The 22,512-nt window shown below is 38.1% G+C and carries 17 protein-coding genes; 14 read left to right on the top strand and 3 right to left on the bottom strand.

All coding sequences use genetic code 11. The features are described from left to right. Positions 1-148 precede the first annotated feature (148 nt). From mnmE to D0T53_RS01040, 7 genes are all read left to right on the top strand, one after another. On the top strand, positions 149-1,540 hold the full coding sequence (gene mnmE / locus D0T53_RS01070; protein ID WP_163264184.1) for a tRNA uridine-5-carboxymethylaminomethyl(34) synthesis GTPase MnmE: 1,392 nt from the start codon (positions 149-151) through the stop codon (positions 1,538-1,540). A 240-nt stretch (positions 1,541-1,780) separates the two neighbouring features. Continuing rightward, positions 1,781-2,947 carry an ATP-binding protein gene (locus D0T53_RS01065; protein ID WP_163264182.1) on the top strand — a complete coding sequence of 389 codons (1,167 nt, stop codon included), beginning with the start codon at positions 1,781-1,783 and terminating at the stop codon, positions 2,945-2,947. A 61-nt stretch (positions 2,948-3,008) separates the two neighbouring features. Beyond that, positions 3,009-3,704, top strand: a complete 696-nt coding sequence (locus D0T53_RS01060; RefSeq protein ID WP_163264180.1) for a hypothetical protein — start codon at positions 3,009-3,011, stop codon at positions 3,702-3,704. Positions 3,705-3,923: 219 nt separating this feature from the next. Beyond that, positions 3,924-4,460, top strand: coding sequence for a hypothetical protein (locus D0T53_RS01055; RefSeq protein ID WP_163264178.1), 537 nt, complete (start codon positions 3,924-3,926; stop codon positions 4,458-4,460). Positions 4,461-4,764: 304 nt separating this feature from the next. Further along, positions 4,765-6,675, top strand: a complete 1,911-nt coding sequence (gene dxs, locus D0T53_RS01050; protein ID WP_163264176.1) for a 1-deoxy-D-xylulose-5-phosphate synthase — start codon at positions 4,765-4,767, stop codon at positions 6,673-6,675. Between the two features lie 39 nt (positions 6,676-6,714). After that, entirely contained in the window at positions 6,715-8,049 is a 1,335-nt protein-coding gene (gene trkA / locus D0T53_RS01045; RefSeq protein WP_163264174.1) for a Trk system potassium transporter TrkA, read from the top strand. A gap of 20 nt (positions 8,050-8,069) precedes the next feature. After that, positions 8,070-9,530: a TrkH family potassium uptake protein gene (locus D0T53_RS01040; protein ID WP_163264172.1), complete on the top strand. Its 1,461-nt coding sequence runs from the start codon at positions 8,070-8,072 to the stop codon at positions 9,528-9,530. Positions 9,531-9,599: 69 nt separating this feature from the next. Here the strand turns inward: D0T53_RS01040 and D0T53_RS01035 are convergent, their stop codons facing one another. Together D0T53_RS01035 and D0T53_RS01030 are read right to left on the bottom strand one after the other, a co-directional pair. Then, positions 9,600-10,493 (bottom strand): outer membrane beta-barrel protein, encoded by an 894-nt coding sequence (locus tag D0T53_RS01035; protein ID WP_163264170.1) that lies wholly within the window; start codon positions 10,491-10,493, stop codon positions 9,600-9,602. A 27-nt stretch (positions 10,494-10,520) separates the two neighbouring features. Then, positions 10,521-12,686, bottom strand: a complete 2,166-nt coding sequence (locus D0T53_RS01030) for an MBG domain-containing protein (protein ID WP_163264168.1) — start codon at positions 12,684-12,686, stop codon at positions 10,521-10,523. A gap of 382 nt (positions 12,687-13,068) precedes the next feature. Here D0T53_RS01030 and aspT point away from each other — a divergent pair, with 382 nt between their 5' ends. The 5 genes from aspT to D0T53_RS01005 all read left to right on the top strand — a co-directional run bounded on the left by aspT (position 13,069) and on the right by D0T53_RS01005 (position 19,421). Next, positions 13,069-14,769, top strand: a complete 1,701-nt coding sequence (aspT, locus tag D0T53_RS01025) for an aspartate-alanine antiporter (protein ID WP_163264166.1) — start codon at positions 13,069-13,071, stop codon at positions 14,767-14,769. Positions 14,770-14,806: 37 nt separating this feature from the next. Continuing rightward, on the top strand, positions 14,807-16,444 hold the full coding sequence (aspD, locus tag D0T53_RS01020; RefSeq protein WP_163264164.1) for an aspartate 4-decarboxylase: 1,638 nt from the start codon (positions 14,807-14,809) through the stop codon (positions 16,442-16,444). A gap of 90 nt (positions 16,445-16,534) precedes the next feature. Next, complete coding sequence (locus D0T53_RS01015; protein ID WP_163264162.1) at positions 16,535-17,623, top strand: porin; 1,089 nt, start codon at positions 16,535-16,537, stop codon at positions 17,621-17,623. A 375-nt stretch (positions 17,624-17,998) separates the two neighbouring features. After that, a complete protein-coding gene (locus tag D0T53_RS01010) occupies positions 17,999-18,802 on the top strand; it encodes a metallophosphoesterase (RefSeq protein WP_163264160.1) in 804 nt (267 codons plus the stop codon). Beyond that, on the top strand, positions 18,783-19,421 hold the full coding sequence (locus tag D0T53_RS01005) for a hypothetical protein (protein WP_185152957.1): 639 nt from the start codon (positions 18,783-18,785) through the stop codon (positions 19,419-19,421). Before D0T53_RS01010 ends, D0T53_RS01005 begins: the two co-directional genes overlap by 20 nt. A 12-nt stretch (positions 19,422-19,433) precedes the next feature. Here the strand turns inward: D0T53_RS01005 and D0T53_RS01000 are convergent, their stop codons facing one another. After that, positions 19,434-21,257: an LTA synthase family protein gene (locus tag D0T53_RS01000; RefSeq protein WP_163264158.1), complete on the bottom strand. Its 1,824-nt coding sequence runs from the start codon at positions 21,255-21,257 to the stop codon at positions 19,434-19,436. Between the two features lie 185 nt (positions 21,258-21,442). On the opposite strand from D0T53_RS01000, the gene D0T53_RS00995 reads away from it, so the two are divergent. Both D0T53_RS00995 and D0T53_RS00990 read left to right on the top strand, forming a co-directional pair. Beyond that, positions 21,443-21,772 carry a DUF3795 domain-containing protein gene (locus D0T53_RS00995; protein WP_370457761.1) on the top strand — a complete coding sequence of 110 codons (330 nt, stop codon included), beginning with the start codon at positions 21,443-21,445 and terminating at the stop codon, positions 21,770-21,772. A 46-nt stretch (positions 21,773-21,818) separates the two neighbouring features. Beyond that, positions 21,819-22,496 (top strand): TIGR02117 family protein, encoded by a 678-nt coding sequence (locus D0T53_RS00990; RefSeq protein ID WP_163264156.1) that lies wholly within the window; start codon positions 21,819-21,821, stop codon positions 22,494-22,496. Positions 22,497-22,512: the final 16 nt, after the last annotated feature.

The raw sequence follows: 22,512 nt of genomic DNA, 5'->3' as shown, positions 1-22,512 counted from the left end.
TATCTAATGGAGAAATATTATTAACTTTGATTTTCTTACTGACAGAAATTCTGAATTCCTTCATGTCGGATTTTCTGTATTTAAGACATCTGTTTTATAGTTAACGTGTTTTAAAAACAATAGGTTTAGTGCCTTAAATGGATAAAAGATGAATTATTCAGATATTATTGTAGCCATATCTACGGCTGCGGGCGTAGGGGGAATAGCGGTTGTTCGGGTGTCGGGAAAAGGGGCTATTGAACTTGTCGATACTGTGTTTAATCATACAACAGGCAAACTGTTAAAGGATCAAAAGGCCAATACTATCCACTTTGGGTATATTAAAAAAGAGGATGCTGTTCTGGATGAGGTTTTAGTTAGTATATTTCGGGCTCCGTATTCTTTTACGGGAGAAGATGTGGTTGAGATATCGTGCCATGGATCGATATATATACAACAGAATATCTTACAGTTGCTAATAACAAAAGGTGCTCGATTGGCTTCTGCCGGCGAATTTACTCAGCGGGCTTTTCTGAATGGGAAGATGGATTTATCGCAAGCCGAGTCGGTTGCCGATCTTATAGCTTCTACTTCTGCGGCTACGCATCGTTTGGCGATGAATCAAATGCGAGGTGGGTTCAGTGGTAAATTGGTAGAACTGCGTACCGATTTGCTGAATTTTACTTCTCTGATTGAGTTAGAACTGGATTTTTCGGAAGAAGATGTGGAGTTTGCTAACAGGGATAGTTTGAAGCAGGCGGCAAAACTTATCGAATCGCACATAAAGAAGTTGTCGGATTCGTTTTCGTTAGGAAATGCTATTAAAACAGGAATTCCTGTTGCTATAATAGGCGAAACCAACGCCGGAAAATCGACATTGCTGAACTTGCTTTTGCACGAGGATAAAGCTATTGTCTCTGATATTCATGGAACAACCCGCGATGTGGTGGAAGATACTATAAACATAAAGGGCGTATCGTTCCGTTTGATAGATACTGCTGGTATTCGAGATACGTACGACGAAATCGAAAATTTGGGGATAGGGCGTACTTTTAAAAAACTCGATCAGGCTAGTATCGTTCTTTGGGTTGTGGATATACAATCGTCGGACGATCATATACTCGATTTGTCGAAGAAAATATTGCCGAAGGCCGAAGGTAAAACCGTGATTCTTGTTTTTAATAAGGTCGATTCGGTTTCGCCGGAACGGCTTTTGTCGAAAGAAAAGCTTTTGCAGACAGAAGTGTCGAAGCGTGTGTTTATTTCAGCGAAGTATGAGGAAAATACCTCCGGATTTGAAGATGTTTTAGTTGAAGCCGCCAATATTCCTGAATTTAGCGAAAACGATGTTGTTGTTACCAATGTGCGACATTACGAGGCTTTGCAAAATGCCCTTTCTGCTATTAGACGGGTGATAGAAGGGCTTGATAATGGTATATCGGGCGATTTTCTTTCTCAGGATATCCGCGACTGTATGCACTATTTGGGCGAGATTACGGGGCAAATTTCAACCGATGAAATTTTAGGCAATATTTTCAGTAAATTCTGTATTGGCAAATAATTGCTAGTATTCAGTAATTATTAAAGACTGAGTAATAAAGGAAGAATCGCTGAGGTGTGCATAAGTTAAATGTTTTAACCATGAAAATTGTCTGTTTTCTGTTTGGTCGTTCAGCATTTATAAAAGATACGAATAATTTTAGTACTTGGAATGATAAATGCCCCTTGAAAGTGCGAAAAATAAAATAAAATGCACTATTGAAGTGCAAAAAATGACTATCTTTGCAAAAAAGGAAGAAGTATGGATAAGTTATTTGAATATTCCAATAGACTGATAAAAGAAACTGATACGAAGTTTCTTCGATATATGTACGATGAAATAAATTGGAAAAGCAGGATGATAGGCCTTATCGGACCTCGTGGTGTTGGTAAAACTACATTAGTGCTTCAATATATCAAGCAAAATCTTAACCCAACCGAAACGCTTTATGTAACGGCAGAAGACTTTTATTTTGTTGATAACAGATTTGTCGATTTGGCAGATACTTTTGTTAAGCATGGGGGTAAGTACCTTTTTATAGACGAAATTCATAAATACAAAGATTGGTCAAAGGAATTAAAGTTGATTTATGACTATCACAAAGATTTGAATGTGGTATTTACAGGTTCTTCGGTTCTGGATATAAAAAAGGGAGCTTCTGATTTAAGCCGTAGGGCTGTTATATACAACATGCAAGGCTTATCTTTCCGAGAGTATTTGCAACTGTTTCATGGCATTTCTGCAAGAACCTACTCGCTAGAGGAAATATTGCAGCACAAAGTTGAATTGCCTGTACAACACCCACTACCTCTTTTCTCTGACTATTTAAAAACAGGGTATTATCCATTTGCCTTGGAAGAAGATTTCGGTTTACGTTTGGGGCAAATTATCAATCAAACTTTAGAGAATGATATTCCGATGTATGCTGATATGAATGTGGCAACAGGACGGAAGTTAAAACAATTACTTGCAATTATATCTAAAAGTGCACCATTTAAACCTAATATGAGTAAGATAGCAGAAATGCTATCTGCAAGTCGGAACAATATCGCAGACTATTGTTTGTATATTGAGGAAGCGGGCATGATAGCCCAACTAAGAAATAATACAGGTGGTGTTCGAGGCTTAGGTAAAGTCGATAAAATATATTTGGACAATACCAATCTTATTTACAATCTTGCCGATGATACATCCAATATTGGAAATATTAGGGAAACATTCTTTATCAATCAAATGCGAGTAAAACATGATGTATTCGCATCGCCTATTGCTGACTTCTTGATAGATGATAAAACCTTTGAGGTTGGAGGTGAGAACAAGGGACAGAAGCAAATTAAGGAGGTTGAGAATGGATATATTGTAAAAGACGATATCGAGAGCGGATATTTAAATGTTATTCCGTTGTGGCAGTTGGGGTTGAGTTATTAAGTGTATTTTTCTCATGATAAAAAATAATTCAGGTCTATAATTTTTATAATATAATGTTATTATGAGTTTTTTTGAAATTATTCTTATACCTATATCTGCTTTTATAGGAGGTCTAATATCTGCCTTTGCAGTATCTTATTTTAAAGAAAAAGGAAAAAATTTAGCAACAAAAGAGGATGTAAAGCAAATAACAAGAGATATTGAACAAATAAAAAATGAAATAAGCTTTGAAAAATTAAGAGAAAACGACTATTTGCAAGAACGAAAAAATAAATTAATGTCGTTTATCCCTTCTGGAATTGCACACAAAAACTTAATAGTAAAAATGGTGTATGCATTCGATAGAGTAGATGATATACTCTACATTAGAAATTTATATAATTGCATTTATGAAGAAAGATTAAAAGCAGAAACAATATTTTATGAATGTTTGGCTTTTAACGAAGATAAAAGAATTGTTGAATCTTTAAACAAGTTCATTAATCAAATTAGTGATATTTCTGTCGTATTGATTAAAACAATTCATCAACTTGAACACTTGGCAAGTAAACGTAGTTTAATTCTTGAAAATGCAAAAAGCACCGATAAAAGTTTAAAAATGATTGAAGATATTAATCAAAATTTGCATTCAGAATTCGCTCTATATGATAAACAAAGAATAGGATTAGAAGATAAAATAACAAAAGGGATACAGGAATATTCTATTTTTATTCGTGTCCTTTACGAAATTAATTATCATCAGAAAGGTAAGATATAATTAAATTTATCTATTATTTTAGCGAAATTACAGGCGAAATAACCACGTATATCAATGATAGGGTTATCTCTCCTGATTCCAAAGAATATAGTACACCCATATACACCAATAACACTATAAACGATTGATTGTAAGCTGTATTTTACATAGTGTGTCGGAAAGTAGCTATTATGGAACATATCAAAACGATTTATACAAACGAACAGAGTTAATTAAATAGTGGATTTTAAGGCTAAATTATCGGGGCGTATAGGGATGGCTGATATAGAAGAGTTGCTTCGTCTGACACAGCAAAGCGATGAACAAAAAGAAGAGCTTTATCGTTTGCTGCAGGATGAAGATGAGACTGTTGGGTATCAGGCAGCTTGGGTTTTCTCTCATTTTTCTCGACAAGAAAACAAATGGTTATACTGTAAACAAGACGATCTGATTAACGAAGTTATGATATGTAAGCATGGAGGGAAACGAAGGGTTATGCTGAATCTGCTTTATAAACAACCGTTAGGTGATCCGCTTCGTGTCGATTTTCTGGACTTTTGCATGGAACGGATGTTGTCGGCGCAGGAGCTACCGGGCGTGCAATCGCTTTGCATGAAAATAGCTTATGAACTTTGTCTTCCCATTCCCGAATTGGTACAAGAGCTAAAGACTATTCTCGAAATGATGGATGGACGACTCTGTCCGGCTATACGTACAGTTCGGCGAAACATACTGAAAGCAATGCAAAAAAGGAAAAGTTTACAAAAATATGCTTAGCTTTCAATGTCTTGATTTGTGCTTTTTTATATGTAAAACGAAAGAGACATTTACAGACAATAGGATTTGATTTAAAGAACAAAATCAGGAAAAATTGTCAGGCTTTTTCTAAACAAGTGTTTAAAGATACTGACGGGGCTATGCAATCCTGAGCTAATAGAATAATTGTTGGTAAAACTTTAACAATAAAAGCCCCTTTTCTCCTTATCGCATTTTTAATATAAAATCATAGGAAAAGTAGCTTTTGTTTCTTAATTTTGCTGTCTTGTTTGTGCTTATTGCACATCCCTATTTTAGCGAAATTATGTCAGAAAACAATAATACACCGACTTTGTTGCAAAACATCAACTATCCGTCGGACCTGAAGGGATTAGCACCGGATCAACTGGAAACTCTTTGTACTGAATTAAGACAATTTATTATCGATCAGCTAAGTTGCAATCCGGGACATTTTGGTTCAAGTTTGGGTACGGTAGAATTGACTGTGGCTTTACATTATGTTTACAATACTCCTTACGACCGCATTGTATGGGACGTAGGGCATCAGGCATACAGTCATAAAATACTCACTGGGCGAAAAGACCGTTTTTCGACAAACCGTAAATTTGGAGGATTGGCGGGTTTCCCCAATCCTGACGAAAGCGAATACGATTCTTTTATCGCAGGACATGCTTCTAACTCTATCTCGGCAGCTCTAGGTATGGCTGTAGCTTCGAGTCTGAAAAATGAAGACCGTCAGGTGGTGGCTGTTATCGGCGATGGAGCAATGACAGGCGGATTAGCCTTCGAAGGCTTAAATAACGCCAGTTCTCAGCCCAATAATCTACTTATTATACTGAACGATAACGATATGGCTATCGATAATAATGTGGGCGGAATACAAGACTATCTTGTAAAGATGACTACATCGCAGACTTATAATAAGTTCAGAAACGATGTTTACCAGAAGTTTAAACGCAGAAATCTTATATCAGAAAAAGGCAAGAATTTTATACTTAGGTTTAATAATAGTCTTAAATCGCTGATAACTAAACAACAAAATATATTTGAAGGATTTAATATCCGTTATTTCGGGCCCGTCGACGGTCACGATCTGAAAGGTTTAGTACGTATTCTTGAGAACATCAAGAATATGACAGGTCCTAAAATATTACATATACATACGGTTAAGGGTAAAGGCTTTAAACCCGCCGAAGTTTCGGCTATCGAGTGGCACGCTCCCGGAAAATTCAATAAAGAAACCGGCGAACGTGTTATTGTTCGATCAAAAGACCAACCTCAACTATATCAGGATGTTTTTGGACATACGCTTGTCGATTTGGCCAAGAAAGACGAACGGGTTGTGGGTATAACTCCGGCCATGCCTACAGGTTGTTCCATGACATACATGATGAAGGAATTTCCGGATAGGGCTTTCGATGTTGGTATTGCCGAAGGTCATGCCGTTACGTACTCAGCCGGATTGGCAAAAGAAGGATTGATACCGTTTTGCAACGTATATTCATCATTCTTTCAACGGGCCTACGACAATGTTATTCACGATGTAGCCATACAAAAACTGCATATGGTTATGTGCTTAGACCGAGCCGGTCTTGTGGGAGAAGATGGCCCGACGCATCATGGCGCATTCGATTTGGCAAGTTTGCGTTGCGTTCCTAACCTTATTATATCATCGCCATATAATGAACATTTCCTTCGCGATTTAATGTATACAGGAATATACGGAAACAGCGGGCCATTTGTAATACGTTATCCCAGAGGACAGGGCGAGTTGAAGGACTGGCAAAACGAAATGAAAGTTTTGGAAATAGGGAAAGGACGGAAAATACGTGACGGAAAAGATGCCGTGATTTTATCTATAGGACCTATAGGTAATGCAGCAAATGATGCTATCGATAATCTCGAAAAAGAGGGATACAGTATAGCTCATTACGATATGATCTTCCTGAAACCAATAGATACTGATATTCTGGACGAAATATCCACGAAATTCGATAAAATTATTACTGTCGAAAACGGGGTGGTAACAGGAGGTCTTGGTTCTGCAGTGCTTGAATATTATTCGGACAAGAACGTGAAAAACATAGAACTCACGCGTATAGGTTTACCCGATAGCTTTATTACACACGGATCTATAAAAGACCTTAACAGGCTTTGTGAAATAGATACCGAGGGTATAACCAAGCGTGTTGCAGAAGTCTTAAAAAAGCGTTAGTTTTGTTGAATAACGGCCAACAGGCATAAAAAAAGTAAGATGAGAATTGTTATTGCCGGTGCAGGTGCTGTAGGTACGCACTTAGCGAAACTTCTATCGCAGGAGAATCAGGATGTTATCCTTATGGATACCGACAGAGAAAGGCTTAATTTCTCAAGCAATCTGGAAATGATAACAATGGTGGGATCGTCGACATCGTTAAAAGACCTGAACGAAATCGATATTAAAAACACCGACCTTTTTATAGGGGTAACCCCCGACGAATCGGTAAACATTACTTCTTGTATGCTTGCTGCCAATATGGGTGCGAAAAAAACTTTTGCCCGTATCGATAACTTCGAATACCTGTTGCCAAAAAACAAAGACTTCTTTGATAAATTGGGTATAAACGCCATGGTATACCCCGAAATGCTTGCTGCAAAAGAAATTGTATCGGCAGTAAAGCGACCTTGGGCAAGGCTATGGGTCGAGCTTTTTGGCGGAGCTATAATTCTTGTAGGTGTTAAGATCCGCGAGAATGCTACACTTGCAAACAAGTACCTTTACGACCTGAATCAGGATAAAAAGAGGTTCCATATAGTTGCCATTAAGCGAAATAATACAACCATTATACCCAAAGGTAATCATCAGATTTTACCAAACGATATATTGTTTTTCTGTACAACTCAGGAATTTGTTAAAGAGATACCCGATATAACAGGAAAACAGAACTTTGATGTTAAAAACATCATGATTATGGGGGGTAGCCGTATTGCAATACGTACCAGCCAATATCTACCTGATGATGTGCACATAAAGCTTTTGGAGTCGGACAAAGAAAAATGTCACAAACTACTGGAAAAGGTTCCTAAGAATGTGACAATATTTAACGACGACGGAAGAAATACTGACTTTCTGTTGCAAGAAGGAATAACGGATATGGATGCCTTTATAGCTGTTACAGGAAATTCCGAGGCTAATATTCTGGCATGTATGGCGGCAAAGCAATTTGGCGTAAAGAAAACTGTTGCCGAAGTAGAAAATATGGACTATATTGCCATGGCCGAAAGCCTTGATATAGGAACTGTGATAAACAAGCGATTGATTACGGTTAACAATATATACCGATTTCTGCTAAATGCAGACGTTTCGAATATAAAATCCCTGACATTTGCAAATGCCGATGTTGCGGAAATTACAGCACGTCCCAATTCCTTAATAACGAAGAAAGAGATAAAGAACCTTACTTTGCCTAAAAACACAAGTTTGGGCGGACTCATCCGCAATGGAGAACCCATGTTGATTGATGGTAATACTCAGGTCGAAGCTTATGACAATGTTGTAGTATTTTGCCTCAACGACGCAATCAGAGATATAGAGAAGCTATTCAATTAACCCCCAATAAGGTAAATAGAATGAATAAATTTAATTTCAGGTTTGTAATCAAAACTCTGGGCTTTTTATTACTGATAGAGTCGCTGTTTATGATGGTGGCTACTGTTATATCATTCTATTATCAAGAGTATAGCGGCGATGCTATGCTTATATCAAGCACAATAACTTTAATATCGGGCGTGTTTTTTCGGCTGATAGGGATGGAAGAATATGAAAAGCCTATCGGCAAACGCGAAAGTTTTCTGGTTGTGGCTTTGGCTTGGGTTGTATTGTCGGCTTTCGGCATGCTTCCTTACTTTATCAGTGGGTCCATACCAAATATAAGCAATGCTTATTTCGAAACCATGTCGGGTTTTACAACTACCGGTTCTAGTATTTTGCTCGATATAGAAGCAATGCCTAAAGGACTGCTGTTTTGGCGATGCCTTACCCAATGGATTGGTGGAATTGGTATTATAGTCTTTGCACTGGCTCTTTTACCCATGCTTGGAGGTAATGCTTCGTTTCTGTACGATGCCGAAACTACGGGAATTGTACACGAACGTTTTCGCCCCCGTGTAACTCAAATTGCAAAGCGGCTTTGGGGTACATACATTTTAGTAACAGTTATTCTCTGCGGTTTGTTGTGGGTCGGGCCGATGAACTTTTTCGATTCGGTTTGCCATGCCATGAGCACTATGTCGACGGGCGGATACTCTACTAAGCAAGCAAGCATTGCGCACTGGAATTCTCCTTATATCGAATATGTTGTCAGTCTGTTCATGTTTATTGGTGGAGTCAATTTCGCTCTCATTTACTTTTTGGTAAAAGGAGTACCCAAAAGGTTAATAAAGGATGAAGAATTCCGTTGGTATTTTACAATTTGTGTTTTGTTTATAGCAATAGTTGCATCCAGCCTATTTATGTCGGGAAAAATTAATGATATTGAGCAGGCATTCCGCTCTTCATTGTTTCAGGTTATCTCAGTAATAACCACTACCGGATTTGCAACGGCCGATTACATCGAATGGGGAGCCTTTTATACATTGGTAATATGTCTTTTAATGCTATTCTGTGCCTGTGCCGGATCAACTTCGGGTGGTATAAAAATTGTACGCATTATTGTACTGTGTAAGAATGCGATCAACGAATTCAAACGTCAGGTACATCCTAACGCTATTTATCCGGTACGCTTGAATGGGCATGTTATTCCTATCGATATTGTAACCAAGATATTGGCTTTCATGTTTCTGTATTTGGCTATTCTTATTATAAGTTTCCTTATCCTGTCTTTTTCGGGAATGGGTTTCGAAGAGTCGGTCGGGTCGGCTATATCTTGTATGGGCAACGTAGGTCCCGGTCTTGGAACTGTTGGCCCTAGCGGGCATTTTGCCGATATACCAACATTCTCAAAGTGGTATCTATGCTTTCTTATGCTGACAGGGCGTCTTGAATTGTTTACTGTTCTTTCGTTATTTATACCTGCTTTCTGGAAAAGATAAAAAAAGAAAAACACCCCTGCCGAAAAAGATTCGAACAGAGGTGTCTGAGTCTCCAACTTTACTCAAGATTTATTTTTTAGTTTGCCCTATTCCAAACGAGAATCTTAGTTTTATTCCTGCAGTCATAACATTAACTTTATCAATAAAGCTCACTGTTTTGCCATCTTCAGCAGCAAATTGAGATACAAGAATACTGCTGGAGGTGAAATTGCGTGGGTTTTCGGAGTTATATGCTATAAACCTTTGGTTACGTTTGCCTTTTCCTATATCGTTCACTCCATAATCAATAAATAAGCCTGAATATAAGGATAGGTTATCTCCCAGACGCCACTTTGTACCAACCTCAGCCGAAAGCGTAAACGATATTTTGAAATCGACCTTTTCGTTCATGTTCTTATCGGTAAACACCCCGAATCCCATAAACTTCTGGGTTGTATACTCTACATCATCGAACATGTAATATCCTGAATTCTCGATAGTAGCCCCCGATGTTTTATATTTGGTTCGTAATGGTATACCAATCTTACCTCCTGCCATAGCATAAAAACGATGCTTGTCGCCGGGAGTTTGGTATTGCATCATCACCGGAATATTAAGGAATATCGAATGATGTTTTTCTTTATAATTGCTAACCTTGCTTCTGAACTCAAAATTTTCGCCGTCTACATCTTTGGTTACATATTTATCGGAAAGATAATCAAAAGTCATTCTTGCTTTATATAAGGATACTTCAGCGCCGGTTACAATGCCCCATTTCTCCGAAAAGAAATAGCTATAACCAAAACCGCCCAATCCGCCATTACCATCGGTTTGTTTTCCTACCCTTGTGTCGTAGTTTAAAGTAGACAGTCCTCCGCCCAGATAGACCGACAACTCGTGAGCAGACTGTCCGTCCTGCCCCGAAAGTGCCGCACTACACATTAGTCCGGAAATAAAAACTGCTATATATTTTGAGATTTTCATATAATAAATCTGTGATTTAGCTTAAATTTACTTTACCATTATCCTCAATTCATTTCCTTTTTCCTCTTTTGTTTTGAGTCGAAGGATATGTGTCCCAGATACATTTAAGGGCGAAATTAAGGTTTGCTTTTCTGCTACTTTCTGAACTCTGATTAGCATACCATTGACATTATAGATTTCAATTTCGGCATCTTTTAATTGTTCATCTTCCAAGTCAATTTCTACTTTCAGATCCTGATCTCTGGACACTGGTATCGGATAAGCTTTTATTGATGAGTTTCCCGACTGTATAGCCGGCGAATTTTCGCATGTTCGTAAAATATCGTCAAATTCTTTTCCTGTTATCTCAACATAAAATACATCGTCAGGCTGTATAATCTCACCATTTTCTCCAACCGAATAGTATTGTTCTTCTGATACAACTTCAAAGTCTTCGCTTGCAGCGGTTTTTCTGTACCATTTAAATGAAGTAAAATTATACCCTCCATTATTCTCCGGATTGTTTATAACCGATAAAGTATTGTTCCATCTGATATTTATAATATCCTCAAATTTGAATCGCTTTTCAATAATAAGCGTATATATTTTGCTGGTTGTCTGGTCTTGTGATGTTACAGTAAATACAACCTTGCGTTTCTCAGGTTTTTCTATAATCTCTGTAAATACATGTCCTTTATCTATGGTTGCATTACATTCTGTATCAATTGCTATGTCAAGTTGAGTAATTTCGGCACAATACATATCGTAGTACATTTGTGTTCCTAACGATATAGATTCTCCATTTATCCTCAAATCATATATATCGGTGTCGCTGCTGGTTACAAAAATAGATTGAGTTTTAGTTGCCGGTAAATAATTACGGGTTTCTTCTACATTTACAGTGAAAGTTACATTGCCCGAACAATTTATCGCGACAGTTCCATCGTCAGCAACCTCGGCAACCTGATTGTTGCTGCCTTCATAAATAATGGGAAATCCGGTGTCGACAGTTACATTCAAATTGAACGGATTGTCTTTCCATTTTTTGGGAGAGATGTCGGGGAATGTAATAACTTGTTCTGCCTTTTCTATTATTAAAACAGCCGTAACAAAATTAGGATCAAAATTCCTGTCGTCGGGAGTACTTGCCTTTACAATATAAGTGCCCGAATTGGTAGGAGGATACTCCGACTCGGGATAATCATCAGCTTTATAAGTGTATGTTACAGGTAGATAGGATGCGAAAACGGGCAAAACAATAGCGTTGTCAACACCCTGAGGGTTTTTGTTGTAAATCACTGTTTTGTTTTGTAGTGTCAACTCGGGCTTACCATATTTATCGATAATCAGACTAGATGATATTGTTTTAGATGTATAGTTAGGAGTTTCTTTAAGTGTTGCCGTAACCTTATACTCTCCTGCATCTTTAGGCGCAATATCTGTTTCTTCATACTCAGTAGATCCGACACCTGTATAAGTTATCAATATTTCCGCATCTGCAGGTCGATCTACTATTTCGGGACTAACAGGCACCACGACGCCCGAATATTTTACACGTTTGTCCTGTATATTAAATATCGGCTCCTTTCGTTCGATAACCAGTTTTGAATACACTGTTTTCTTTTCAAAGTTGTTGCTTTCTTCATATACAGCTGATACTTTATATATTCCTGCATCGACAGGGCTATCTGTTGTGTTTTCAAAAACAGTTTCTTCAATACCTTCGTAATAAATAATAACATTGTTTTCCAGTTCTTCCTGTATGTCAGCTTCAACCGAAACGGTTTGACCCGAATAAACAACAGTTTTATCTTTTATGCCGAAGGCAGGCTCTTTTTTCTCTATAATAAGTTTGGCGGTAACTAACGATGCTTCGTACTGTGCAGTCTCGTTAGTATAAGCAGTAACCTCATACTCGCCTGCAGTAGTTGGGGGGGTATCGGATGGTTCGTTATCCTGACCAATTGTTTTATAAAGATAAAATACAGTAAGCGTATCTGCGTATGCAGGTTCAATTGTTACCTTGTCAACCGATTGAGGGTAACCGTTGTAAGTGGTGATTTTGTCATCCAGTGCTAATGTAATCTTTTCCAGTCTTGTAATCTCACCATTTTCGTAGTCTGTATTGTCGTTTCCATTATCAGCCACAGCTCCAATTGTACCACAAGAAAGTACAATAAGCAGTAATGCCGACTGTAAAAAAAACTTCTTCATAGTTGTGTTATGTTTGTTTGTTGTTTTCGCATGCAAAATATGTAAAACATATTAGATTAATTTGCAAATTTAAACACTTTTCACAAATCGGAGCATTATTATTCCTAAAAAAGTCTCATTAATATTGTTAATTAGCTTTTTAAGAGTGAAAAAAAGCTTTGTTATTACATTTCATTCTCAGAATTTATTTTTTTACCAATCATTTTTTAGTAGGCAAAATTCTTCAAAAGTCTTTACAATTGCGAACTTCGAGAATACAAGTGTCGGTTTATTAATTCCTTTTAGCTTCAACCCCAAAAACAAAAAGCACATAGGCTTGTTCTATATCTAAGAAAAGATTTAATACACATTAGGTTATAGAAGTTAAAAAACAAAAAGCTTTATGGAATGGATAATAAAAACCATGCAAGCCTCGCCCGAGCTTGCTATCTTTTTAACATTAGCCTTAGGTTTTGCTATAGGTAAAGTAAAGATAAAAGGGTTTAGTCTGGGATCGGTCACCGGAGTGCTATTGATGGGCGTAATAATCGGGCAATTGCACATAAGTGTTTCTCCCACAGTAAAATCAACTTTCTTTCTGATATTCCTTTTTGCTGTAGGTTATAGTGTAGGGCCTCAGTTTGTTCATAGCTTGAAGAAAGAAGGATTGCCTCAAATTGCATTTGCTGCGATAGTATGTGTTGCCTGTTTGGCTATGGCTTGGGTTTGCTCAATAATTGCCGGATTCGATTTAGGTAACTCGGCAGGTCTGTTGGCCGGAGCAAATACTATTTCGGCTGTAATTGGTGTAGCCTCCGACACTATAAATCAACTGAGTATAAGTGAAGAACAGAAGCACTCTTTCATAAACCAAATACCGGTGGCGTATGCCGTAACTTACATTTTTGGGACAGCAGGTACAGCTTGGTTTTTATCGTCTGTAGGTCCTAAGCTCTTAGGCAAAAATGTTATGCAACAAATAAGGGATTATGAACAATCGTTAGGAGGATCAATCGAAGATAGTGACACATCGCTAGAAGAAGCTTATGACGGTACGACATTCAGGGTTATTGAAGCTTCGAGCGGTTATTTCGATCAGCCCAGAACGGTACAGGATGTAGAGAATTTGTTAATTCAGCAAGGCTGGCCTGTATACATTGAGCGTATACGCCCGTCGAAAGGCGATATAATACAAGAACCTCAAGCCGACTCTCCGATAGGTAAGGGAGATCGCCTTGTTTTAAACGGACCAATTGATTCGTTATTGGCTGACGAAAATATAATAGGAACCGAAGTTGCCGATATAGAATTGTTAAACTTTAAGGCGGAGGCTCTCAGGGTTATAATTTCGAAGAAGGATATAACAACAAAAACATTGAAAGAATTAAAAACCTGTAAAGAGCGACATGGTGTTATTATACGTAAAATACATAGAGGAAAAGCCTCTATTCCGCTGCTGAACAATATTAAATTGCAGCGAGGCGATATTGTGGAAATTGAAGGGCGGAAAGCCGATGTTGATCGCTTTGCCTCTTACATTGGTTATGCCGAACGTCCCACTACAATTACCGACCTGTTGTATGTCGGACTTGGAATATTTATTGGCGGCATATTGGGATCGTTAACATTACGTACAGGAAACATTCCGTTAAGCCTGAGTGCCAGTGGTGGTGTATTAATTATGGGTATTATATTCGGGTGGATACGTTCTCTTCGCCCCACATTCGGAGCAATTCCCCAGCCATCAATATGGTTAATGAACAACTTGGGGCTTAATATCTTTATTGCAATTGTAGGTATTAATGCAGGCCCCGATTTTATAGCCGGGCTTAAAACTGCTGGAGTAAGTTTGTTTATTGCCGGAATTTTCGTCAGTCTGGTTCCAATGCTTATCGGGATACTATTAGGACGTTTTGTTTTCAAATTCAATCCGGCTATAACATTAGGCGCTTGTGCCGGCGCACGTACAACAACAGCGGCATTAGGTGCAATTCAGGACAGTTTAAACAGTAAAGTTCCTGCCCTGTCGTACACCACTACTTATGCAATAGGTAATACGTTGCTTATCATCTGGGGTGTTGTCATCGTGCTGTTAATGAGTTAAATATAAAAATGACGTATCATCAAATAAATATTGAATTATGGATATAGATAAATTAAGGACTTCGCGCAAACGCGAACAACAATTGGAACAATTAAGTCCGTTCGAACTGAAAGACAATCTGATAACTTTGGCTTCCGATCAGCAGAAAAAGCCTGTGAAAACAATGCTGAATGCAGGACGCGGAAATCCAAACTGGACTGCAACCGTACCTCGCGAGGCATTCTTTATACTTGGTATGTTTGGTGTTGAAGAAAGTAAACTTGCAATGCAAAAACCGTCAGGGATAGCAGGTATTCCTCAAAAATCGGGTATCGCAAAACGATTCGAAGCTTTTCTTAAAAAAGAAAAGCAGACTCCGGGTATTGAATTGCTAAACGGATTGTACAAATACGGAATAGATAAGCATGGATTCGACCTTGACTCGTGGGTATTTGAATTAGCCGAAGGTGTTGTTGGCGACCAATACCCCAGCCCCGTAAGGATGCTAAAACAAACCGAGAAAGTTGTACACGATTATTTAATTCAGGAAATGTGCGGAGATAAGCCTTCGAGAGCAGGAAAATTTGATCTTTTTGCCGTAGAAGGAGGAACAGCCGCCATGTGTTATATATTCGATTCGCTGATAGAAAACTGTTTGTTGAAGAAAGGCGACCGTATAGCGTTAGGCGTTCCTGTGTTTACACCTTACCTCGAAATACCCGAACTTGCACGTTATGATTTTAAAGTAACATTCATACATGGTTCGGGAAAAGATAAAGATGGCAACTCTACCTTCCAATATCCGGACGAAGAATTGGATAAACTGGGCGATAAATCAATCAAAGCATTTTTTATTGTAAACCCCAGTAACCCAACATCGGTCGAAATATCGGATCACAGCCGCAAGTATCTGGTAAAGGTTGTGAAAAACCTGAACCCGAATCTGATGATATTAACCGATGATGTTTACGGCACGTTTGTTCCCGGTTTTGTTTCACTGATGAACGAACTTCCACAGAATACGTTGTGCGTATATTCATTCTCGAAATACTTTGGGGCTACAGGCTGGCGCTTGGGTGTAATTGCCTTGTACGAAGATAATATTTACGACGATATGTTATCGGCTATACCCGAAAAGGACAAAGAAAGGCTCGCCAAACTTTACGAAAGCCTTACATTGCATCCCGAAAAGCTGAAATTTATAGACAGGCTTGTAGCCGATAGCCGTCAGGTTGCTTTGAACCATACAGCCGGACTGTCTACGCCTCAACAAATACAGATGCTATTATTTGCCACCTTTGCCCTGTTAGACAAAGAGAACAAATACAAAACCGATTGTATAAATCTGTTACAACACCGTTACACATTGTTATGGGAAGGAATTAATATTCCGGTAATACCCGACCCCGAACGGGCGGCATATTACTGCGAGATAGATATTCACGAGTGGGCGATGAAGAACTACGGAAAAGAATTCGTTACTTTCCTCGAAAAGAATTTCGAGCCGGTTGACATTGTTTTCCGTCTTGCCGAAAAATCGTCTATCGTGCTGCTTAACGGTGGAGGCTTTGCCGGACCCGAATGGTCGGTAAGGGTCTCGTTGGCGAATCTTGAAGATAAAGATTACAGTGTTATAGGTAAAGAACTTTCCGAAACTATGCAAGATTATGTAGAGGCATGGGAAAGCACAAAATAACAATATCCTTTTCATGTGAATAGAGTTCTAAAATAATAGAGTGTAGGGAGCATTATGCTTCCTGCACTTTATATATAAATACGTATGACGATGAAAAAACTATTTGCCATAATATGCATAATCTCTGTTAATTTTCAGCTACAAGCCCAACATCATGAAAGTGAGAATATTCTGGAGAAACTAATATGGGGCGATAAAATGCTGAATATCATGCTCGATACCCGTGTCGATCTTCAGTCCGAAATCAGTAATGGCGATGTCGATAATGCAGGATTCAGAGGGCAGACGTTCAGGGTATGGTTTGCCGGAGAAGTAATACCGGGAATACGGTACAGGGTACGTCACCGCTTCAACAAGCCGCAAACACCTTTGGTGCGCGACAACTATTCGAGTGCCACAGATCAGGCATGGCTGGCTTTCGACATAGGTAATAAATGGACAATAACGGCAGGTAAACAATCGATGCAGTTGGGAACTTTCGAATACGATTATAATGGTGCCGACATTTACCAATCGACAATGGTAAACGGAGACATAGATATGTATAAAACAGGGGTAAATGTTGCTTACAAATTTGCAGCGCAAACCCTAAACTTACAAGTAGTGAACTCCGATTCGCCGCAATTTGCCAGCGAAGAATACAAAAATAAGGCTTTTTCGCTGAATGTTTTGTGGCAAGGTAATTTGCTCGATAAAAAACTAAGAACACGCTGGGGCTATGGAGCTTTTCAACACGAAAAAACAAAATTTTATAACTGGCTAACACTTGGAACACAACTCAATCTGGGTAAATTCACTACCGAATTAGACTACTTTTTGGGTAGTCGGAATATGGATTACAGCGCTATTGTAAACAATACCGAACTTGGTAGTCGTTATGTACGCGACCAGTCGACTGCGCTCAATATTAAATATAATTTCGGCAAATGGAAACCTTTAGTTAAAACAACATGGAATCAACGTTACGACAAAGATTATGATAGTAATGCATACGAAAGTATAGGTATACAAGCGGCAATAGAGTTTTACCCATTTACCCAATCGGTTGTCAAAGATTTGCGTTTTCATGCTGCTTATGCTTATAGCAATACCAACTTTCAAGGAGAATTTAATAACTTGAATAATAAAGATACTCATTTGGTTCTGATAGGTACCCGATGGCTGTTTAAGGCAAAATAAGTAATCCGCAATAATTTATTATATATATTAGAATACCTGCATGCCGAAAAGTATGTGGGTATTTTAGTTTGAACCAATTTCTTTTCTACATATATTGGTTTTTTGTTTTATCTATACTTGGGGCAGTATTCTTTACAATCGGTAGTATACGATAATCGAAGTAAGAAAACGATGAAAAAGTGTCAGCATTGTCAGGTTTTGTGGTAAACAGATATCAGAGAATACCTAAGTAAAGGCGAAATTCTATGTAGGTAGAATAATCGGGGGTTCATTTTTACATTTTTTTGTCTCCTTCCGGGTTTAATAGTGAAGAAAATCTAAAGGATTAAAGAGCATATATTGTATATTTGCGCCCAATCAAAAAAAAGCAGGAGCATGAAACACTTACTACTTCTATTGTTAATTCCGGTTTTCTTTCAGTCGTGCGAAATGATTGAATATCATCCTTATGATGGGCGTATAAAGGGCGAAACAGGCGTTAACGCTAAAAATATAGCGAGGATAGAAAAAGCTTGCGAAGGTAAAACAACCATTCGTTTTGCGATGATTGGAGATACACAACGCTGGTACGACGATACCGAAGACTTTGTAAAAGTACTGAATAAAAGAGATGATATAGATTTTGTTATACATGGGGGCGATATTGCCGATTTCGGGATGACAAAAGAATTTATCTGGATAAGAGATATTATGAATGGACTGAAAGTCCCTTATGTTGCCCTGTTAGGCAACCACGATTGTCTTGCCAACGGAGAAGAGATTTTCAGAAAAATATTCGGCCCCGAAAACTTTTCTTTTCTGGCAGGAGATACAAAGTTCATATGTCTGAATACAAATGCCCTCGAGTTCGATTACTCGCATCCTGTTCCCGATTTTCAATTCATCGAAAGTGAGTACAGCGACGAACGCGAAGCATACAAAAAAACCGTATTTGCCATGCACGTACGCCCGTTCGACGACCAGTTTAATAACAACATAGCTAATGTGTTTCAGCGGTATCTGAAAGAATTCCGTAATCTGCAATTTTGCCTGAATGCACACAACCATCGTGTTGCAACCGACGATCTTTTTGACGATGGAGTTATATATTACGGCGTATCTAATATAAAGAAACGTAAATACCTTGTTTTTACACTAAAACCTGATAATTTATACGAATATGAAGTGGTTGAATTTTAATGTAAGGTTTTGGGTAATTGTATTTATTGCATTTCCTTTTGCCGTTTCGGCTCGGAATGGCTATGAAAAGCGTGTTGAAAATTATCAGACAGCATGGCAAAAACTAATTCCCACTCACTATAAATTGCAATTTGCGGGAGGTATGGGGCTGGTATCTGCCGGAATAGGCTGGGATTATGGAAAGAACGACCAATGGGAGACCGATGTCCTTTTAGGATATTTACCTAAATATTCGACAAACCATTCGAAAGTGACGCTTACCGTTAAACAGAATTTTATACCATGGCAGAAAAGAGTTAACGAATGGCTCTCGATAGATCCGTTAACCTGCGGAATGTATGTTAATACAATATTCGACGGAGAATTCTGGGTGTCGGAACCCGATAAATATCCTAGCGATTATTATTCTTTTTCGACGAAAATGAGATTCTGGGCTTTTGCCGGACAACGGTTCACTATGCATATCCCTGAGGAAAAACGTTTTTTTGCCAAATCGCTTACGCTTTTCTACGAGATAAGCAGCTGCGATTTATATATAGTAAGCGCTTTTACAAATAGCTACCTGAAACCAACCGACTATTTAAGGCTATCGTTCGGCTTAAAAATTCAGTTGTTTTAAAAGAGGAATAATTTAACGGCTTCCCAAGTCGAGATACATGGTTTGGAAAAAAGCTTTAGCCTTTTTCTCCATGCATAGGCTATCGTCAGCTTGCTTTATGATATGCTCGCTATCGTTGTCGTAAATAAAAGTATCGGATGTGTTTATCATTCCGAATCCATTGCTGTAAGAAAAAAAAGCGAATTTTTCGAGTTCAGAACTAAACATATCCTTACTAAACCTGAATGCCGAATAATCTACATCCAATTGAGAAAGTAGTGTTGCCGCCAAGTCGTTCTGCGAGCCATAGTCCGAAACAACCATAGGCTCTTTTACTGCACCGCCAATCCAAATCATCGGAATATGGAAACGCCTTTTGTCGTACACCTCCATTCCATATGGATAGGCTTGTGTTGCATGGTCGGCGACAAAAATAATAAGTGTATTGTCCCACAATTCGGAGTCTTTTAAACGTTCTACAAAATTGCCCAAACACTTGTCGGCATAATTTATTGAGTTTAAAAAAGGTTCGTCAAATTTATTGATGGGCACATCAAACGGTTCGTGGCTACTGAGTGTAAGCACCATTTTAAAGAACGGTTGTTGGTGTTTTTGTTCCATCAAATCGTTATACAATCTGTCCAAAACAATGCCGTCAGGAACTCCCCATTTTGTTAAGCGGTCTTTTAGCGGATAATCGTCGTCGGCAATTATGTTATTTATTCCGCACGACCCAACAAAATACGACCTCATATTTGCAAAATCTACATCGCCCCCGTAATATATCGATTGCTCGTTATATCCGGCTTTTCGCAACGATTTAGGAATTGCAGGCAATGTCCCCGATTTTTTAGGGTATTTCATTATAGCGGCAGTAGGCTGTGCGGGATACCCGCTCAACACCGAAACAAGTCCCCTGTCGGTACGGAAACTGTTTGCATAAAAATTCTCAAAAAACACGCCTTCCAATGCATACCTACTCATATTAGGTGCAATAACAGAATCTAATGCCGGAGCAAACGAGAAACTTTCGAGTATAAACAAAATTACATTCGGGCGCTCATTATTCAGCACTTGTTTCACGGCTGTGTCTTTCGGAATCCTGTTCATTTCGTCGAACAGTTTTTGCGCTTCTTCTTTGTCGAAGAATTGATATTGTGATGCAAAATCGTCGGACTTTGTCAGCGAATAAAACAAATTGAATGACGGGTTTATAGCTGCATGGTTAAGAAACATCCTTTCGCTAAAATAAACCTGTCCCACATTCATTGTCGAAACCGTGACCCCGCCTCTTATCGGAATAAATAAGGCTACAGTAAACAAAAGCAAGCAAACAAACGGTTTTAGTTTGTTTTTAGGATTATCTAATTGCTGAAGTTGTTTCTTTATAATGAAAACGTAACCTATATATGTAATGGCCGAAAATACAACCACGGCTAATGTTCCTCCAATTATTTCGAGGAAAGAAACACTGGCAAAAGCTTCTTCGGGTTCTTTAAGGTAAAGGAAAACCGACGAGTCGAGGTGAAATCCCCAATAAGAATATAATACAATATCGACAACCGTAATTATGGCAATTAATACAGATATAATAAGGTAGTATATATTAAAAAAACGGATTATAAACGGGCGTGCAATCCAGATAGAAGAAATAATGACTAAAGCAGGAATAACGGTCAGGTAGCCACTCGTAGATGAGTCGAGAAGGGAACCATGATACAAAACTCCAAGCAAATCGGTAAACGACAATCCTTCGATAAGCGAGGAGTGAATAAGAAAGAACAATATTTTTCCGAACAAAAATATTATTACAAAATAGACGAATATACTTAAAAACAGTAGTATTCTTTGCTTCATTGGGGCTAGTTGGTCGGTTTAGCTTAATACTCTAATTTAGTCAGTTTGCAAAAATAGTACTATTTCTTATACATACTGTTTAAATGCAATTCTTTAACGTAGCTTCTTAAACAAATATTTTTTTATTTAAGAATTAGAAGGCTGATAAGATTAATTATCGGGCGAAAAATTATACTTTTATTGTTGTGAATATTCTGAAAATATATAGAGGAAGAGTGCCCGCTTGTGGAGCTTTTTGCGGAGGATGTCCTGTATATACCCGGGAAAAAAATCCATGTCCGGGTGCTGAAATAAATTCGCAACGTTGTAATAAATGTAAAACTTTTCATCTTTGTTGTATAGAACGGGAAATTACTCATTGTTACCAATGTAAGACTTTTCCTTGTAGTAAGTTTAAAGGTTTTGCTAAACGATGGCTGAAATATGGTCAGAATTTTATTGAAAATCAAAAACTACTAAAAGATATAGGAGAAATTTGTTTTCTTGAGCATTACAATAAAAAGGTTGATGAATAATTGAGTGAAATATTTACAAAAAACTGTCAGAAATATTGTTGAAAATATGTTTAAACGGATATTAAAAGCTTTAAAACGAATATCGATTGGTATAATAGTATTTATAGTGCTTTATTTTGTAGTGGGATTTTGTTGTTCATATATCGTTGTATCTGAAGAAGAAGGTACTCTGAAGGAAATTGCTATTTTTATAAAAACCAATGGCAAACATACCGATATAGTTGTTCCGGTGTGTAACGAAGTTATGGACTGGAGTAAACAAATACCGTTTCGGAATAATATTTCGCAAGACACAGTATATAGTTTTTTAGCACTTGGTTGGGGAGATAAAGGATTTTTTCTTGATATGCCCACTTGGGACGACCTTACCTTCGGACTTGCCTTTAGAGCAGCGTTTTGGCTCAATTCGACGGCAATGCATGCTACATATTATAAAGAAATGGCTGAAGATGAAGATTGTCGGAAGATAATGATTAGCAAACAACAGTACCAGCGTTTGATAGTTTTTATCACGGGCAGATTCGAGAAAGACGCTAATGGCGATTTTGTTAATATTAAAACAAATGCTGTTTATGGCGTTTCCGATGCTTTTTACGAAGCTAAAGGACGTTACAGTTTATTTTACTCCTGCAATACATGGGCAAACGACGCCCTTGCCGCCTGTGGTCAGAAACATTGCTTGTGGACATTTTTCCAAGAGCCTATATTCTCGATTTATAAGTGATTTTGATAATATCAGC

Source organism: Dysgonomonas sp. 216 (assembly GCF_010501065.1).
Classification (GTDB): Bacteria; Bacteroidota; Bacteroidia; order Bacteroidales; family Dysgonomonadaceae; genus QVMM01.
The sequence above is the reverse complement of the archived record's forward strand: the minus strand, read 5'-3'. Positions and strand labels throughout refer to the sequence as shown.

What these genes read in the sequence shown, in the direction of transcription:
- mnmE (WP_163264184.1), top strand. Translation starts at nt 149, where the DNA reads ATGAATTATTCAGATATTATTGTAGCCATATCTACGGCTGCGGGCGTA.
- D0T53_RS01065 (WP_163264182.1), top strand. Translation starts at nt 1,781, where the DNA reads ATGGATAAGTTATTTGAATATTCCAATAGACTGATAAAAGAAACTGAT.
- D0T53_RS01060 (WP_163264180.1), top strand. Translation starts at nt 3,009, where the DNA reads ATGAGTTTTTTTGAAATTATTCTTATACCTATATCTGCTTTTATAGGA.
- dxs (WP_163264176.1), top strand. Translation starts at nt 4,765, where the DNA reads ATGTCAGAAAACAATAATACACCGACTTTGTTGCAAAACATCAACTAT.
- trkA (WP_163264174.1), top strand. Translation starts at nt 6,715, where the DNA reads ATGAGAATTGTTATTGCCGGTGCAGGTGCTGTAGGTACGCACTTAGCG.
- D0T53_RS01040 (WP_163264172.1), top strand. Translation starts at nt 8,070, where the DNA reads ATGAATAAATTTAATTTCAGGTTTGTAATCAAAACTCTGGGCTTTTTA.
- D0T53_RS01035 (WP_163264170.1), bottom strand. Translation starts at nt 10,493, where the DNA reads ATGAAAATCTCAAAATATATAGCAGTTTTTATTTCCGGACTAATGTGT.
- D0T53_RS01030 (WP_163264168.1), bottom strand. Translation starts at nt 12,686, where the DNA reads ATGAAGAAGTTTTTTTTACAGTCGGCATTACTGCTTATTGTACTTTCT.
- aspT (WP_163264166.1), top strand. Translation starts at nt 13,069, where the DNA reads ATGGAATGGATAATAAAAACCATGCAAGCCTCGCCCGAGCTTGCTATC.
- aspD (WP_163264164.1), top strand. Translation starts at nt 14,807, where the DNA reads ATGGATATAGATAAATTAAGGACTTCGCGCAAACGCGAACAACAATTG.
- D0T53_RS01015 (WP_163264162.1), top strand. Translation starts at nt 16,535, where the DNA reads ATGAAAAAACTATTTGCCATAATATGCATAATCTCTGTTAATTTTCAG.
- D0T53_RS01010 (WP_163264160.1), top strand. Translation starts at nt 17,999, where the DNA reads ATGAAACACTTACTACTTCTATTGTTAATTCCGGTTTTCTTTCAGTCG.
- D0T53_RS01005 (WP_185152957.1), top strand. Translation starts at nt 18,783, where the DNA reads ATGAAGTGGTTGAATTTTAATGTAAGGTTTTGGGTAATTGTATTTATT.
- D0T53_RS01000 (WP_163264158.1), bottom strand. Translation starts at nt 21,257, where the DNA reads ATGAAGCAAAGAATACTACTGTTTTTAAGTATATTCGTCTATTTTGTA.
- D0T53_RS00990 (WP_163264156.1), top strand. Translation starts at nt 21,819, where the DNA reads ATGTTTAAACGGATATTAAAAGCTTTAAAACGAATATCGATTGGTATA.